The organism is Undibacterium sp. CY21W (genome assembly GCF_014284265.1).
Classification (GTDB): Bacteria; Pseudomonadota; Gammaproteobacteria; order Burkholderiales; family Burkholderiaceae_D; genus Undibacterium; species Undibacterium aquatile.
Genome location: NZ_JACOGE010000001.1, coordinates 813,537 through 829,107, shown reverse-complemented (window position 1 = coordinate 829,107; position 15,571 = coordinate 813,537). Strand labels below are relative to the sequence as shown.

Annotated in this window: 16 protein-coding genes; 7 read left to right on the top strand and 9 right to left on the bottom strand. The window is 51.7% G+C overall.

All coding sequences use genetic code 11. The annotated features are described in order from the left end of the window. Positions 1-4: 4 nt before the first annotated feature. Together H8K29_RS03700 and H8K29_RS03695 are read left to right on the top strand one after the other, a co-directional pair. Positions 5-1,696: a PAS domain-containing methyl-accepting chemotaxis protein gene (locus H8K29_RS03700; protein ID WP_186896422.1), complete on the top strand. Its 1,692-nt coding sequence runs from the start codon at positions 5-7 to the stop codon at positions 1,694-1,696. 273 nt (positions 1,697-1,969) lie between these two features. Further along, positions 1,970-2,755 (top strand): ABC transporter substrate-binding protein, encoded by a 786-nt coding sequence (locus tag H8K29_RS03695; protein ID WP_186896421.1) that lies wholly within the window; start codon positions 1,970-1,972, stop codon positions 2,753-2,755. A gap of 89 nt (positions 2,756-2,844) precedes the next feature. Here H8K29_RS03695 and corA read toward each other — a convergent pair whose 3' ends face one another. The 9 genes from corA to mpl form a co-directional block, all read right to left on the bottom strand. Beyond that, positions 2,845-3,819, bottom strand: coding sequence for a magnesium/cobalt transporter CorA (gene corA, locus H8K29_RS03690; protein WP_186884826.1), 975 nt, complete (start codon positions 3,817-3,819; stop codon positions 2,845-2,847). Positions 3,820-3,996: 177 nt separating this feature from the next. Continuing rightward, complete coding sequence (locus H8K29_RS03685; protein WP_186896420.1) at positions 3,997-4,458, bottom strand: hypothetical protein; 462 nt, start codon at positions 4,456-4,458, stop codon at positions 3,997-3,999. Next, on the bottom strand, positions 4,455-5,150 hold the full coding sequence (mtgA, locus tag H8K29_RS03680) for a monofunctional biosynthetic peptidoglycan transglycosylase (protein ID WP_186896419.1): 696 nt from the start codon (positions 5,148-5,150) through the stop codon (positions 4,455-4,457). Before mtgA ends, H8K29_RS03685 begins: the two co-directional genes overlap by 4 nt. Next, on the bottom strand, positions 5,150-6,004 hold the full coding sequence (gene aroE, locus H8K29_RS03675) for a shikimate dehydrogenase (RefSeq protein ID WP_186896418.1): 855 nt from the start codon (positions 6,002-6,004) through the stop codon (positions 5,150-5,152). The genes mtgA and aroE overlap by 1 nt, the downstream gene beginning before the upstream one ends. Next, positions 6,001-6,894, bottom strand: coding sequence for a TonB family protein (locus H8K29_RS03670; protein WP_186896600.1), 894 nt, complete (start codon positions 6,892-6,894; stop codon positions 6,001-6,003). The genes aroE and H8K29_RS03670 overlap by 4 nt, the downstream gene beginning before the upstream one ends. A 35-nt stretch (positions 6,895-6,929) precedes the next feature. Beyond that, entirely contained in the window at positions 6,930-9,038 is a 2,109-nt protein-coding gene (locus H8K29_RS03665) for a ribonuclease catalytic domain-containing protein (RefSeq protein WP_186896417.1), read from the bottom strand. A 147-nt stretch (positions 9,039-9,185) separates the two neighbouring features. Next, complete coding sequence (locus tag H8K29_RS03660) at positions 9,186-9,785, bottom strand: chorismate lyase (RefSeq protein ID WP_370527127.1); 600 nt, start codon at positions 9,783-9,785, stop codon at positions 9,186-9,188. 2 nt (positions 9,786-9,787) lie between these two features. After that, positions 9,788-10,369: a YqiA/YcfP family alpha/beta fold hydrolase gene (locus H8K29_RS03655; RefSeq protein WP_186896416.1), complete on the bottom strand. Its 582-nt coding sequence runs from the start codon at positions 10,367-10,369 to the stop codon at positions 9,788-9,790. After that, on the bottom strand, positions 10,366-11,760 hold the full coding sequence (gene mpl, locus H8K29_RS03650) for a UDP-N-acetylmuramate:L-alanyl-gamma-D-glutamyl-meso-diaminopimelate ligase (RefSeq protein WP_186896415.1): 1,395 nt from the start codon (positions 11,758-11,760) through the stop codon (positions 10,366-10,368). Before mpl ends, H8K29_RS03655 begins: the two co-directional genes overlap by 4 nt. 93 nt (positions 11,761-11,853) lie before the next feature. Here mpl and H8K29_RS03645 point away from each other — a divergent pair, with 93 nt between their 5' ends. The 5 genes from H8K29_RS03645 to accC all read left to right on the top strand — a co-directional run bounded on the left by H8K29_RS03645 (position 11,854) and on the right by accC (position 15,563). Next, positions 11,854-12,477 carry a hypothetical protein gene (locus tag H8K29_RS03645; protein ID WP_186896414.1) on the top strand — a complete coding sequence of 208 codons (624 nt, stop codon included), beginning with the start codon at positions 11,854-11,856 and terminating at the stop codon, positions 12,475-12,477. Next, entirely contained in the window at positions 12,474-13,016 is a 543-nt protein-coding gene (locus tag H8K29_RS03640; RefSeq protein WP_186896413.1) for a TlpA disulfide reductase family protein, read from the top strand. The genes H8K29_RS03645 and H8K29_RS03640 overlap by 4 nt, the downstream gene beginning before the upstream one ends. Before the next feature lie 72 nt (positions 13,017-13,088). Beyond that, a complete protein-coding gene (gene aroQ, locus H8K29_RS03635) occupies positions 13,089-13,526 on the top strand; it encodes a type II 3-dehydroquinate dehydratase (RefSeq protein ID WP_186896412.1) in 438 nt (145 codons plus the stop codon). 145 nt (positions 13,527-13,671) lie between these two features. Then, positions 13,672-14,130 carry an acetyl-CoA carboxylase biotin carboxyl carrier protein gene (accB, locus tag H8K29_RS03630; RefSeq protein ID WP_186884816.1) on the top strand — a complete coding sequence of 153 codons (459 nt, stop codon included), beginning with the start codon at positions 13,672-13,674 and terminating at the stop codon, positions 14,128-14,130. A 65-nt stretch (positions 14,131-14,195) separates the two neighbouring features. Then, on the top strand, positions 14,196-15,563 hold the full coding sequence (gene accC, locus H8K29_RS03625; protein WP_186884815.1) for an acetyl-CoA carboxylase biotin carboxylase subunit: 1,368 nt from the start codon (positions 14,196-14,198) through the stop codon (positions 15,561-15,563). Positions 15,564-15,571: the final 8 nt, after the last annotated feature.

Below are 15,571 nucleotides of genomic sequence, written 5' to 3'. Positions count from 1 at the left end.
TACCATGCGTTTAAATATGCCTGTCAGTCAGAATGAACATCCGATCAGTGATACAGAATCAATTGTCTCGACCACCGACTTACAAGGAAACATTACTTACGCCAATCCTTATTTCATTGAAGTCAGTGGTTTTACAACAGATGAGCTGATAGGTGCACCACAAAATATTGTTCGTCACCCTGACATGCCCGTTGAAGCCTTTGCCGACTTATGGAGCACAGTCAAATCCGGCTTACCATGGACCGGTATCGTAAAGAATCGCTGCAAAAATGGCGACTATTACTGGGTCTGTGCGAATGTCACACCGGTGATTGAGGATGGTAAGCCAGTCGGCTATATGTCGGTACGTACCAAGCCATCGCCCCAACAAATCAATGATGCAAAAAAATTGTATGCAGAACTGAAAAACGGAAACCCGAATAATATCCGCCTGCATCAGGGTGGTGCTCGCAGTAATAATTTTATTGCACGGTTACGTTCTCGTTTCAGGTTCTCCATCAATCATCACCTCGCTCTGACCGCGGCTCTGATGGTCACTTCTTTTGTTTTTACGCTGATCTGCAATTTTGTGGCGATAAACCCGGCGACTGAAAGTCAATGGCTGACAGGGCTGCTGTTTCTGTCCACTTTCAGCGCGCTGTCATCGTGGTACAACTTTCACCGGGCCGTCACGATTCCCAGCCGACGGGCGCTGGAGGCCTGCAAAATTATGGCGGGCGGCGATCTGACCGGCGAAATCAATACCAGCCGTACCGATGATCTGGGACAGGTGTTACGAATGCTGAGACAGTTACGAATTAACCTGCACTCTATCGTCGGTGATGTCCTCAAGAATGCAGAAAAAATAGGTCTGGCAACCAAAGAGATTGCGGCGGGGAACCTGGACTTATCCAGCAGAACTGAATCGCAGGCATCCTCGCTTGAAGAAACCGCCGCCAGTATGGAGCAGTTTGCATCCACCGTATCGCAAAACTCTGACAATGCAACACAAGCCAGCACCATGGCGAACGAGGCCTTACATATCGCTGGCAGCGGTGGGAAAATTTCAGATCAGATGGTCGCGACGATGGATGACATCAGCCATTCTTCGAAGCGCATGATAGAAATTACAGGCATCATCGAAGGTATCGCATTTCAAACGAATATTCTGGCATTAAATGCTGCGGTCGAGGCTGCCCGCGCAGGCGAACAAGGACGCGGCTTCGCCGTCGTGGCATCAGAAGTGCGTAATCTGGCGCAACGCAGCGCGTCTGCATCAAAAGAAATCAAAGAACTGATTGATGAATCCATGCAAAAAATTCAGACAGGTTCGTCGCTCACCAGTAATGTCGGCGGTGCCATGCGGGAAATTATCACCACAACGGAAAAAGTAACGAGCGTCATGGGGGAAATTGCCTCAGCTTCACAAGAGCAACGTGCAGGCATATTGCAAGTCAATGACGCGGTTACGCTGATGGATGAGGTGACACAGCAAAATGCCGCATTGGTAGAAGAAGCGGCAGCCGCAGCAGCGAGCCTGGAAACCCAGACTACAACGCTGGTCAGTGCATTATCAGTTTTCAAGCTGACTCATCGTTCGTCGCAGACATCAGCAAAACACGTGTCATATGCTCAGCAATCACGCACAAAAGCAGTACCGCGTTCCACATCTGTGAAAAATCGTCAACCTGTTACGCAGATAGAACAGCTAAGCTGAGCACCGCCTCCCCTGGAAAACCCGCGTATCAGGACTGATCTGGCGTGGGTTTTCTTTTTTTCTGGTGTAACAGCATGCGTCATCTCTCAAAAATAACTTACGGACGCCATGATCGTCACTACTTAGTAATGTAAACGACATCGACCATCGACGCTTTGAATTGTGAAAAAATGCAGAGAGCAGGAAAAGTGAAAATCAGGTCTATGTAATTCCGTCAAAATACGTCAATATGATGATCAATAGCGATCAATATTTATCTCCAACCATATCTGCATGACGATCCGTAGTACAAGCAACATCACTGTGCGTTTTTTGCGTTTGCTGCTGTTGTTCGTTTTTATCACTGGCAACAGCCTCGCGGCTGCGAGGGCTGAAACGATCACATTGATTGGTGAGGATGACTGGTACCCATACTCCGGGCTAAAAGATGGCAAGATTCGCGGCTTTGCCGCCGACATCATTGCAGCCGCGTATGCCGCTGCTGGTATTCAGGTCAAATTTACATCGGCGCCCTATTCACGTTGCCTGATGCTGGCACAAACTGGTCAAGCACTCGGCTGCTTCGACAGCTTGCAAGATGCCAAACTTGCGTCGCTGTTTATCTTTCACAAAGAGCCCATATTCAAAGCCGTCATCGGAATTTATGCGAGAGAAAACGATAAGCTGCCAGCCATAACCAGACTGGATCTACGCGGACATCAGGTTGGCGTCACCCATGGTTATACCTACGGCAGCGACATCGAGAGCGATGCTGGAATAATCCGGGAAACCGCACCGTCTGATCTGTCAAATTTACGTAAATTATTACGCGGAAGGTCGGATTATTCACTGGTCTATACCAGAGTTGCCGATCACCTCCGCGTCACTCATCCGCAAGAATTTCAAGGGAAAATTAAGCAGGTCGGTGTCGCGCTGGAAGACAAGCTGTTTGTCAGCTTTTCAAAGTCCTGGCCGGGTGCCGCCCGCTACGCACAGTTACTCGACAGTGGCTTGGTAACTATCAGAGCAAACGGAACGTACGCAAAGATAGAACAACGGTGGCAAACGCCACCGCCCTGACCCCGATGCTGAAGCGAATTGATGTGATATTTTGATCCCGCCTATGCGAGCCGTTCAGAGGATAGAGCTGCGCTGCTATCCCACAGCTTTTATTTTAACCAGCCGCGACGACGGAAATACCAGAACGGTGTGATCGCTGATGCCAGCATCAGCAGCAGAGCGAATGGATAGCCAAGCTCCCAGTCCAGTTCCGGAAACCAGCCTTTGAAGTTCATACCGTAAATACTGGCAATCAGCGTCGGCGGCAGGAAAGCCACGCTGGCGACCGAGAATATCTTGATGATCTTATTCTGATTGATATTGATGAAGCCAACGGTGGCATCCATCAGGAAGTTGATTTTATCGAACAGAAATGAGGTGTGACCATCGAGGGATTCGATATCGCGCAAAATCTGACGCGCTTCCTCAAACTGATCTGCATTCAGCAAGCGACCACGCATCAGAAAACTGACGGCACGGCGCGTATCCATCATATTACGGCGGATGCGACCATTCAGATCTTCCTCTTGTGCGATCGAATTCAGCGCCGCAGCGGCGTCCTGATCGCTGAAATCTTTTTGCAGCACAGCGCGGCTGACATCTTCCAGATTCTGATAAATACCTTCCAGCGCATCCGCCGAATACTCGGCATCGGTCGCATACAAATCCAGCAGTACATCTTTGTAATCGTTAATAGAACCGGGGCGTGAACGGGCACGCATGCGAACCAGACGGAACACCGGCAAATCGGTATTGTGTACAGAAAAGAGAATATCGCGCGCCAGAATAAACGCGACCGTCACCGTGCGTGCAGGCTCATCGTCTTCGTTTTCATCGATCAGAAAATCGGTGCGTAAATGCAGATCACCACTATCAGCTTCGTAATAACGCGCAGACGCTTCAATATCCTTGACTTCGTCTTCGCCCGGCAAAGTCACGCCGTAGATACTTTTGACCCACTCGCGCTCTTCTTCATTCGGGTCTGTCAGATCGACCCACACCGGCAAGGTATTTTCGAGATCGGCACGATTTTCGATATTAATCTGACTCAGCCGTCCATTGTGTAAAACGAAAACATTAATCATGGGCAATTCCGGTAAAACCTACTACGGATGGGGCCGGGCGAGCAGTGCACTGATCGCTTTAGTTGCGGCAAATTGCTGCAAGACCCGGCCTGACTTAAAATTTCTATGTTCGCGTACATCCTGCGAACAGCGCGCAAACCATAAAAAAACATGCGCTCTACACTTGCGCTGCGACTGTCAGCGCTGTGCCTTTTGCAAGGCTTTTTCCAATGCTTTCAATCGCAAGTCTTGCTCCGCATTGCTGGCGGACGCTTCCTCAACCGGCGGCGGAGGTTTGACAAATCCCTTAGCATCATTCAGCTTGATATTTTTACTGGTCGGATTACTGTCAAGACAGGCGGTATCTGAATATACGGTCTTGCCATCGATGGTACAACGACGCACGCCAGACTCAACCGTGGCTGCCTGGCGAACACCGCTGCTATTTTGACCCGGTAAACTAAGTTCCTGTATGCCCGTGACATTTTTTAATTCATTACCGATCACGTTTGCCGACTTTCCCCATTTCGACCAGACATCCTGCATCGGTAAATGTCCGTAACGTATCGTGTATAAAAAGCCCATCGATCCTAAGCCCAGTAACATAAACAAAACAGAAATCCAGATCAGACTCAGACCGCGTTGTCGTTGTAAATTCATGGCACCTCCGCGTAATTCATACGTTTTAAAATTAACTCAGTCCTTCTCTGCAAATAGCCGGACCCCTGATTTTTATCAAAGTAGCGGGGTTTTGGTAGCATCACCGCTAACCGCGCCGCTTGTGCTGCCCCCAGGTTGGCCGCACTGGTGCGGTAATAATGCTGGGCTGCTGCTTCGGCACCAAATACACCAACGCCCCACTCGACCGAATTCAGATAAATCTCTAATATCCGGCGCTTACTCATGCAGGCTTCGAGCATATAAGTAATGACCAGTTCCTGTCCTTTGCGCAAATAACTACGCTGACCCGATAAGAACAAATTTTTTGCGAGTTGCTGCGTGATCGTGGAACCGCCGGAAACCACCTTGCCCTTTTTCTGATTCTTTTCGTAGGCCTTTTGCATGGCTTCCCAATCGACACCTTCATGATCCACAAAAGTATCATCTTCCGAGGCAATCACCGCGCGTTTCAGATGCGTGGAAATGCGGTTATATGGCACCCATTTATGCTGTAACTGCGCATCCGGATTTTTTTCCTGCAACACGCTGAGTTGCTGGCGCATGAAACTCGTGGAGGAAGGATTGAAATTAATCCACCAGCAAATCTGCAACAGAAAATACGCTTGCAGCAAAATCACCAGCAGCAGCGGCACCGCTACCAGCCAGAACAACAATCGGCGGAATAATTTCATTACGCCTCCGCAGTGGCATTCAATGCTTGTCGCAAATCAGCCAGCACCGTTAATGTGTCCGGCCGCACTCCGCGCCAGATAAAAAAAGCTTCCGCCGCCTGCTCTACCAACATGCCAAGGCCATCGCGACATTGCGCGCCGTGCGTCGCTGCGAAACGCAAAAATACCGTTGGCTGCGCGCCATACATCAGATCGTAAGCCAGCGTTCCGGTATCAAACAAGCTGCCCGCCAGGGGCGGCACATCGTCATGCAAACTGGCAGAAGTCGCATTGATGATCACATCGAAATGGCCTTCAACATCGGTAAAAGTCTGGGCGGAAACCGGAATCTGAGGCAGATATTGTTGTGCCAGTTGCTGCAGCTCCTGCGCCTTCGATAAGGTGCGGTTGGCGATCACCAGTTCTGCCGGCAATTGCTCCAGCAAAGGTAATAAGCAACCGCGGGCCGCGCCACCTGCACCGAGCAAGAGAACGCGCTTGCCCTGCAGAGGTACACCCGCATTACGCACGATGTCGGTCACCAGTCCGATGCCGTCCGTGTTATCGCCCAAAATTTTTTCGCCATCAAAGCGCAAAGTATTGACGGCACCTGCGGCAGCGGCACGGGTCGTTAATTCAGTTGCCAATGCGCAGGCTTCCAGCTTGAATGGCACAGTCACATTCGCACCTTTACCCCCTTGTTGCCGGAACGCCTGCACACTGGCAGCAAAGCCATCCAGCGGTGCCAGCAAACGCTGATAGTCCAGCGCCTGGGCAGTCTGCGCGGCAAAGGCGGCGTGGATATACGGCGACTTGCTGTGCTCAACAGGATTGCCGATCACGACATAGTGATCTGGCGTTACGGTGTGACTCATTTTTTACCTCCGCGCAATTCTGTTTCTAACTGCTGATCACGCGTGAATTTGAAGCGGGTGATGACCACCCATAAATCGTCTTTATCGTCCGAGCGCATGTTTTGCGGAAACTTGCCAAACGGTGCCGCACTGCGCACGATACGCAACGCGGCTTTATCGAGCGCTTTATTGCCAGACGATTTTTCTATGCGCGGGCCGCCTTCTTTTTCATAAATGGTGCCATCCTGAAAAATCGGGATATACACAATCAATTCACCGTAGAGTTTCTTCCCTTCTTTTTGCGGGAAATTCAGGGTGCCAAAATCTTCTATGCGCTTTTGCAACTCTTTGTAATACATCGCATAGCCAACTTTTTGCGTACTTGGCGTGATGAAGGTTTTACGTGGACGTTTATTCTGATCTTCGATGGTCTGTGAAATCTCTGCTGCCATCCGGGCTAACGCTTTGCTGGTATCGAGATCGTCGTTGCCTTTATTCGGCGTACGGCTGTCATCGAGGCGACGTTTTTCTTGCTGCGGCAAACGGAAATTTTCTTTACGTTTAGCCTGATCGAGCAATTGCTGTTGCTGCTGTTCCAGCTCTTCTATGCGTTTGGTGGCGGTACGGATATTGTCGCCATCTTCGCTTCTGTTCATATCCGGCAACGGCGATTTACTGCGACCGCTGTCATGGGCACCGCCGCCGTCAAGATCGGCTTGTGCCAGCGCATCTGCTTTCAAAGGCTTGCGGTCGTGTTTGGAATTCACCAGTATCACTTCCAGCCCGGGGTCTGCGGCCTGAGTTTCTGCAGGCTTAGGTGCGACGAAATGAACCAGCAGCAATGCCGCATGAACGACCACGGAAATGGTAACCGCAATCGTGAGTATCAAATTATCAAACACGGATTTCATGGGCATGCTATCTGTCTTTTCTATCGCGCTATTCATTACTCGGCTTGTGGCTGAATGTTGTCACTATCACTGCTGTTGTTGCTACTACTGTCTGCATCTGACACGGCTTCCTGATTGCCGGTTGCAGCGCTACCGTCATCCGGCAATGCATCAACCGCATGTTCCAGTGCATTTTCAAGTTCGGCATCCATTTCAGCTTCCAGCACTTCATCTTCACCGATCTCTGTCACGGTTCCCAGCACTTCGAGTATGCGCGCCTCAACGCTGAGATCGACTTCATCCCAACGCAAAATATCGAGTCGGACTTGCGCGCCACGGGCAGTCTGCGGCATGCCTGGCAAGCGGATCACCAGCGGAATCTCAACCAGACGCAGAATCTCGTCTTTCAACACCACCGCATCGACCTGACGCGCCTGCTCCTGCTCCAGCCAACGCAGGCACCAGTAACGTTCCATATTGGTCTGGAAGTCGTTGTACGCAGAATACGCTGCATCAAAGCCGGAAACGATCGCAAACAAATCGGCATCTTTCGGTTTGAACGGTGCCACCAGCGGCGCAGTCACACCGTGTTGTACGCAAGCGATGATCTGCCACTGATTCACCAGATCGGTATAGCGGCGCAAAGGCGACGTGCTCCACGCATACTGATCCACACCCAAGCCCTGATGCGGTGCCGCGTGCGTCAGCATACGGACTTGCATGCGGCCGGCCCAGCCGCCCTGACCACGGCCACCCGCCACTCCCTGCGCGCGATAAATGCCGGGGATGCCGTGATCTGCCATCAATTTACCCCAGGTGCTGTTGGCGAAAATCATCAGCTCCGCGACCATCTTATCGAGCGGTGCGCCGCGTTTGCGACGGACAATACTGACGACATCGTCTTCGACATAAAAATTGAAATCGACGCGATTGGTTTGTTCCGGCTTCATGCCGAAACTTTCACGCTTCGCCATACGTCCCTGTTCCAGCACCAGCGCCCATTTCCAAATCTGCGCAATCTCGGCTTTATGCGGATAATCGCCAGCATCGTTCGCCAGATTTTCTTCGGTCACCAGCGCATCGAGATCGTTATGCCGCAAATTCGACGCCATCGGTACCGCTTCAACTTTAGTTTCCGTGCTGATGACAGACCAGTCGGCGGTATCCAGCGTCGCGTACAGCGACAATGCTGGCCGTGTTTGCCCGGCACCAAGCGTGTAGGTGTCGACCAGCTCATCTGGCAACATGGTGATTTTGTCGCCCGGCATATACACGGTGGACATACGCGCCCGCGCCAGCTGATCAATCGCGTCGCCGCGTGCCACGCCTAAGGCCGGTGCGGCAATGTGGATACCGACGCGCAGCTTGCCATCACCCAGATCAACGACGGAAAACGCATCGTCAATTTCAGTCGTCGTCACATCATCGATAGAAAATGCCTGTACATCGGCGACCGGTAAATCGGTCGGTAAGGCCGGTATCGTAATCGCCGGAAAGCCCAGACCTTTGGGGAAATGCTCGAAATAAAATTTCGCCAGATGCAGCTCTTTCGGACTGCGGATGCCGCCGGTCGCCAGCATCAGGCGTGACGCCGACATTTGCAGCGCATCGCAAGCCTCTGCCAGCGCTTTGTATTCGATCGTGTTTTTATCGGGCTTGAACAGGAGTTGCAAAGCGAGTGGTTTCATCGCTTCCGGCAAACGATGCTGCTTCAGCTCTTCCACGTAGCCAGCTTGTATCAGCAATTGCTGTTTTTTCTTTTCGATACCGGCGAGTGCGGCTTTCAGCGATGCTTCCGGCGCAGCCTTGTAACGACCACGGCCTTTTTTGTAGAAATACACTGGTGCCGAATGCAATGCAAAAATCAGGCTGGCGGCTTCCACTGGCTGCGGTGCATGACCAAAATATTCAGCGCCGAGTTCAGCAAAGCCGAACTCTTCCTGACCGGCGACTTCCCATAAAAATTCGAGGTCAATATCTGCAGCAGCTGCGCGTGCCTGCTCTATCAGCGTGACCGGATCAGGTGCCGCGAATTGCAACAGCACATCCTTGGCTTTGATTTTGCTGCGTTTACCGCTCGCCAGTTCGACCTGATAGGCTTCCCCTGCCTGCGACATCATGCTGCCCGCTTTAAAATCGCCCGATTCTTCAAAAAATAAATTCATGCAAGACTTCTTTTCTTCATTTTTACGTCTGTATTTTTATCAATCGGGGGGAGTATCTTGTATTTTCAGCCTAATGTCTTTGTATTTAAAAGGCTTTTAAAAATACTCCCCCCAGTATATTTTTCCGGTTTTTCCCCGTTTTCCGCTTCAGCGCAGTTTGCGCGGCAATGTCAGCACAGCGGGCAAAAACACCTCAGTGACCAGCAGGCAGGCACCTTTGCGCCAGAACAACGAGCGTCGCGCCGTCAGACTGCGTTCTGCCGACAGCCCCGGCAATACCCGCACGATGCGACGCATCAGCGGGTGCGTCTGATGCAAGCGGGCATACGATAATGTGCCGCGCACCACTTGCGGATCATTAAACAAGGTGCTGCCTAAAGAACGCTCTCCCAACCCCTGAAACAAAGGCCATTGCGTTGCCGTTGCACTCAGCGGCACCACGGTATGGCCGTAAATCATCGCTTCGCCGTCGCAACGCAGTATCACTTCGCGCTCATGCACCTGACGCCGTTGCGCTAATCCGATCACAGCGTACTCATCCGGCAGACACAGCGCCTTGTGCTGCGACAAACGCTGCACCCGGAATTGCGTACAACGTGCGGTCAGTCTGGCCGTCAGTGAGTCACGGTTGGTCAGCCAGTCCTGCATCGCCGGCCGCCGGTCGATGGTGTTGATATGCTCAACCCAGTGCGCCATTGCCGCATGGCGGAATGCGGGAATCAGAGCGCTTCCTCCAGCATCACGCACGGTCAGACCTCATCATCACAAAAAGCCATGACCAGACCGAGGTAATCTGCGAACTCCGCAATGCCGTGGTCGCTGCCTTCGATGATTTTCTGTTTTGCTCCCGGATAATGCGCAACCATTTCGCGCCAGTCGAGTACTTCATCGCCGGTTGCTGCCAGCAAAAAATAACGTTCAGGCCGGGTAATTTTTTCGACTGCCAATGCCCGCAATTGCGCGACGTATTCCGCTTTGAACTCAAATACTTGGTCGCTGTGATAATACGTCGTCACACCGACATAACTTTCCAGATCGCGTGGCGGTTTGACGGCAGGATTCAGCAGCAGGGCTTTGCAAGCATATTTTTCCGCCAGCCAGGTCGCATAGAAGCCGCCTAACGACGAACCTATCACCGTCAATTTTGCGCGTTGCGCCGGATCAGCTTTGGCAATGATGGCTTCCGCCTGCGCAATTGCCTCGGCAGGTGATGGCGACAGCGCCGGACAAAAAAATTCATCCGTGCGTCCCAGCTCCTGCATATGTTGCTGCATCACCCGCGCTTTGTAAGACTGCGGGGAGGAACGAAAACCATGCAGGTAAACAATCATGCTGCGGCAACCTCAGCCTGCGCGCGGGTTTTCAACGCATCGAGTAATTTCTGATGCACGCCGCCGAAGCCACCATTACTCATGATCAGCACATAATCACCGGGCCGCGCCTGACGGACGATGGCTTCAACCAGTTCGGGAATCACGGAGAAAGTCGCCAGCTTGCCACCCAACGGCGCCAGTGCCTCAGCCAGATCCCAGCCAAGCGCATCTTTGCCTTCATGCGCGCCAAAACCAAATACCAGATCGGCTTCTGCCAGACTGCCGGGCAGCGCTTGTTTCATGGTGCCGAGTTTCATCGTATTCGAACGGGGTTCGAGCACAGCCAGAATGCGGGCGTTACCAACCTTGCGGCGCAATCCGGCGACGGTCGTCGCCACTGCAGTCGGATGATGGGCGAAATCATCGATCACGGTAATGCCGTTTTCGACGCCACGCACTTCCATGCGTCGTTTGACATTCACAAACTGCGCCAGCGCTTCAATCGCTATCTCTGACTTCACACCGACATGGCGGGCGGCGGCAATCGCGGCCAGGGCGTTCTGACGATTATGTTCACCATTCAGTTGCCATTGCACGGTGCCCTGATGTTCATCATTGAAAAAGACCTCGAAATCTTCACCGTCTTTCAAGACGATGCGCCATTCCTGTTCGTTGCCGAAAAACTCTTTTTCACTCCAGCAACCGCGTTGCAACACGCGTTGCAGCGAGGCATTCTGGCCATTGACGATCAAACGACCAACACCCGGCACTGTGCGCACCAGATGGTGAAATTGCGTTTCTATCGCACCGACATCAGGGAAAATATCGGCGTGGTCATATTCGAGATTATTCAGAATCGCCGTCTTCGCGTGGTAATGCACGAATTTGCTGCGCTTATCAAAGAAGGCGGTATCGTATTCATCGGCCTCAATCACGAAAAAATCTGAAGCGTGATTGCCTTGCAGACGCGCGGAAATGCCGAAATTCAAAGGAACACCACCGATCAGGAAACCCGGCGCGTAACCGGCATATTCGAGTATCCAGGTCAGCATTGCCGAGGTCGTGGTTTTACCGTGCGTGCCAGCGACCGCGAGTACCCACTTATGGCGCAGGATATGATCGCCCATCCATTGCGGACCGGAAACATACGGCAAGCCGCGATTCAGGATTTCTTCCATCAAAGGATTGCCGCGCGACACGACATTGCCGACCACGTACAGATCCGGCTCCAGCGCGATTTGTTCGGCACCGAAGCCCTGCGTGAGCGTAATGCCCTGCGCTTCTAACTGCGTGCTCATCGGTGGATAAACGTTGGCATCACAGCCTGTCACGGTGTGTCCGGCTTCCTTTGCCAGCACAGCCAGCCCGCCCATGAACGTGCCGCAAATACCTAAGATATGAATGTGCATAATTTAACTAAATTTCAGAATCCCGCAATTCTACCTGACTGCGCCCGTGTTTCCCTATGCACAAAGGCGCAGATGTTAGGTTATGATGCCGCCATGATGATTCACACTCCCAACGAAGCCGAAGCCCTGCGGGCTGAAATCGCCATGCTGGCGGCACGCATGATCGCTGAAGACGGCGCAGACTATGCGACCGCCAAGCGCAAGGCTGCCAAACAGTTGCTGGGTAACCGCAAAATCAAGGGCGATGTCCTGCCAGACAATGCGCAGATCGAGCAGGAAGTCCGTGAATACAATGAACTCTTCTTTGGCGACACTCAGCCGCAAAGGCTGCTCCATTTAAGACAACTGGCGGCAGAATTAATGGAAGAGCTGGCGCGCTTTCATCCGTATCTGGTGGGCGCGGTACTGAATGGAACGGCGGGCAACCATACCGACATCTATCTGCATTTATATACAGACAATACCAAAGACGTCGCTATTTATCTGCTGAACAGGGATATTCAGTTTGAAGTCTCAGAGCATTTTAATAATCGCAATGAAAGCGTAGAAACCCTGAGTTTCCTGCATGAAAATGAGGGCGTACATCTCGTCTTGCATGACCATGATGCGATCCGTAACGGTGGTGGCAAGAGCTTGGAACGCGCCAATTTGCAGGCATTAAAAGCACTGATGCAGGAAACTGCGGATCAATCTGCCGGAAAGAAAGACCTGATATGAATAAACGATTTATCTCCATCGCCCTGCTTTGCGGCACATTATTCGGCGCGCTCGGTATTTACGCCGGAAATCTGAAGACAGCGCCCGAAACACCGCAAGGCGATGCCGTCAAACAATTAATGGCAAAGACTTTGCCAGACAGCAATGGTAAGCAACAAGCCTTAGCACAATGGAATCAACGCCTGCTGGTGGTGAATTTCTGGGCAACCTGGTGCGCGCCTTGCGTGCAGGAAATGCCGGAATTATCGGAGTTGCAGCAGGAATTGAAAGGCAAACCGGTACAAATCCTTGGCCTTGGCATAGACAGCCCTACCAATATCAGCGAATTCGCAAAAAAACTGAACGTCAGCTACCCGCTGTATGTGGCTGGACTCGATGGCAGCGAATTATCGCGCCAACTCGGAAATAAAGCGGGCGGCCTGCCATTTACGGTGCTGATTTCCGCTGATGGCAAGGTGCTGAAAAGCTATCTGGGTCGCCTGAAGATGAATGAGCTGCGCGCCGATATCGCCAAATTTTCTGCGGAAAAGGCCAAGTAAGTTGATTTTTCCTTGCCAATTTGCTGTCATTAGCGGCAAAATGCGGCCATCTTCGTCAAATTGAATGTGACTATGGCGCGCAAACTATTGCTGCTGAATGGCCCCAATCTGAATTTACTAGGCACCCGCGAGCCTGCCGTTTATGGCTCGACCACGCTTGCCGACATTGAATCCGCGGCACAGGCACAAGCCGCCGTCGCTGGCGCTGAACTGATCAGCTTTCAAAGCAATCACGAAGGTGCGCTGATCGACAGAATACACGCCGCGCGCGCTGAAAAAGTCGATGCGATTGTCATTAATCCCGGTGGACTGACCCACACCAGCGTTGCCCTGAGGGATGCGCTGGCAGGCGTTGCCATCCCTTTCGTCGAAATTCACATCTCGAATATTCATCAGCGCGAGAGCTTCCGTCACCATTCTTTTCTGTCCGCCATCGCCAAAGGAGTGATTTGCGGCCTCGGTACCGACGGTTATCGACTGGCTATTGATTTTTCTCTAAAAAATATCTAATTTCGCTCTTCTTCGTGCATTTAACGAATATTTTCGTTTAATTTAATGTACAATCACTTTTTTTCCGGCATTGCAGGAACGTCAGAAACGTTCTATATTGCGCGCTCTCATTAATTCAGAACTACTTTTTTCTAGGGGATTCCACATGGATTTAAGAAAACTCAAAACCCTGATTGACCTCGTTGCAGAATCGGATATCGCCGAACTCGAAGTCACAGAAGGTGAAGGCAAAGTCCGTATCGTTAAATCTTCGGCATTACCTCAGAATCAAGTGGTCATGATGCAGCAGCCACAACAGCAACAAATGGCACCAAGTGCAGCGCCAGTTGCTGCCGCGCCAGTCGTCGCAGCGGCACCGGTGGTACCGGAAGGCAATATCGTGAAATCCCCGATGGTCGGTACTTTCTACCGCTCATCCGCTCCAGGCGCCGCACCTTTTGCAGATATCGGCAAAAGCGTCTCCAAAGGCGATACGCTGTGCATTATCGAAGCAATGAAATTGCTGAACGAAATCGAAAGTGACTTTGAAGGCACGATCAAGCAAATACTGGTGGAAAACGGCCAACCAGTTGAATTCGGCCAGCCTCTGTTCGTCATTGGCTAATTCCGGCAACGTGCCAGATGTCACTGCACTCATAGCAGCAACCATTGCCACAGCAAAGTTAAATCATGTTTGAAAAAATTCTTATCGCCAACCGTGGTGAAATCGCGCTCCGTATTCAGCGCGCCTGCCGCGAGATGGGCATTAAAACCGTGGTCGTGCATTCCGAAGCCGACCGCGAAGCAAAATACGTCAAACTCGCCGATGAATCTGTTTGTATCGGTCCTGCCGCTTCCAATTTAAGTTACCTCAGCATGCCAGCGATTATCAGTGCCGCTGAAGTGACTGATGCGCAGGCAATCCATCCGGGTTATGGCTTCTTGTCAGAGAATGCCGATTTTGCTGAACGCGTCGAGCAATCCGGTTTTGTTTTCATCGGCCCACGTGCCGAATCCATCCGTCTGATGGGCGATAAAGTATCGGCCAAGCACGCGATGATAGAAGCGGGCGTTCCCTGCGTTCCGGGTTCAGAAGGCGCCTTGCCTGATGATCCGAAAGCGATTGTGCAGACGGCCCGTAAAGTGGGTTATCCAGTCATCATCAAAGCAGCAGGCGGCGGTGGCGGACGCGGTATGCGCGTTGTCCACACAGAAGCCGCGTTGATCAATGCAGTGGCAATGACGAAAACCGAAGCTGGTGCTGCATTCGGCAATCCTGAAGTGTATATGGAAAAATTCCTGGAAAATCCACGCCACGTGGAAATCCAGATTCTGGCCGATCAACATGGTAACGCGGTCTGGCTGGGTGAGCGCGATTGCTCCATGCAACGTCGCCATCAGAAAGTGATAGAAGAAGCGCCTGCACCCGGCATTCCACGCAAGATTATCGAAAAAATCGGCGATCGTTGCGCTGCTGCCTGCCGCAAGATAGGCTACCGTGGCGCTGGTACATTTGAATTTTTGTACGAAAACGGCGAGTTTTATTTCATCGAAATGAATACCCGTGTGCAGGTTGAACATCCGGTGACCGAAATGATTACCGGCGTGGATATTGTGCAGGAACAAATCCGCATTGCATTCAATGAGAAGTTGCGCTTCAAACAAAGCGATATCACGCTCAAAGGCCATGCGATCGAGTGCCGTATCAATGCAGAAGATCCGTTTAAATTCACGCCATCACCAGGGCGCATCACGTCGTGGCATGCGCCGGGTGGCCCTGGTATCCGTGTTGATTCACATGCATATGCAGGCTACTTCGTGCCGCCTTATTATGATTCGATGATAGGCAAAGTCATTTCTTACGGTGAAACACGCGAACAAGCGATCCGCCGTATGCAGATTGCGCTGTCGGAAATGGTGGTGGAAGGCATACAGACCAATATTGCCCTGCATCGTGAACTGATGATTGATGCGCGCTTTATCGAGGGTGGCACCAATATTCATTACCTCGAACATAAACTGGCAGATATGCCGGATCTGGCAAAGAAAAATCAATAATCATCACC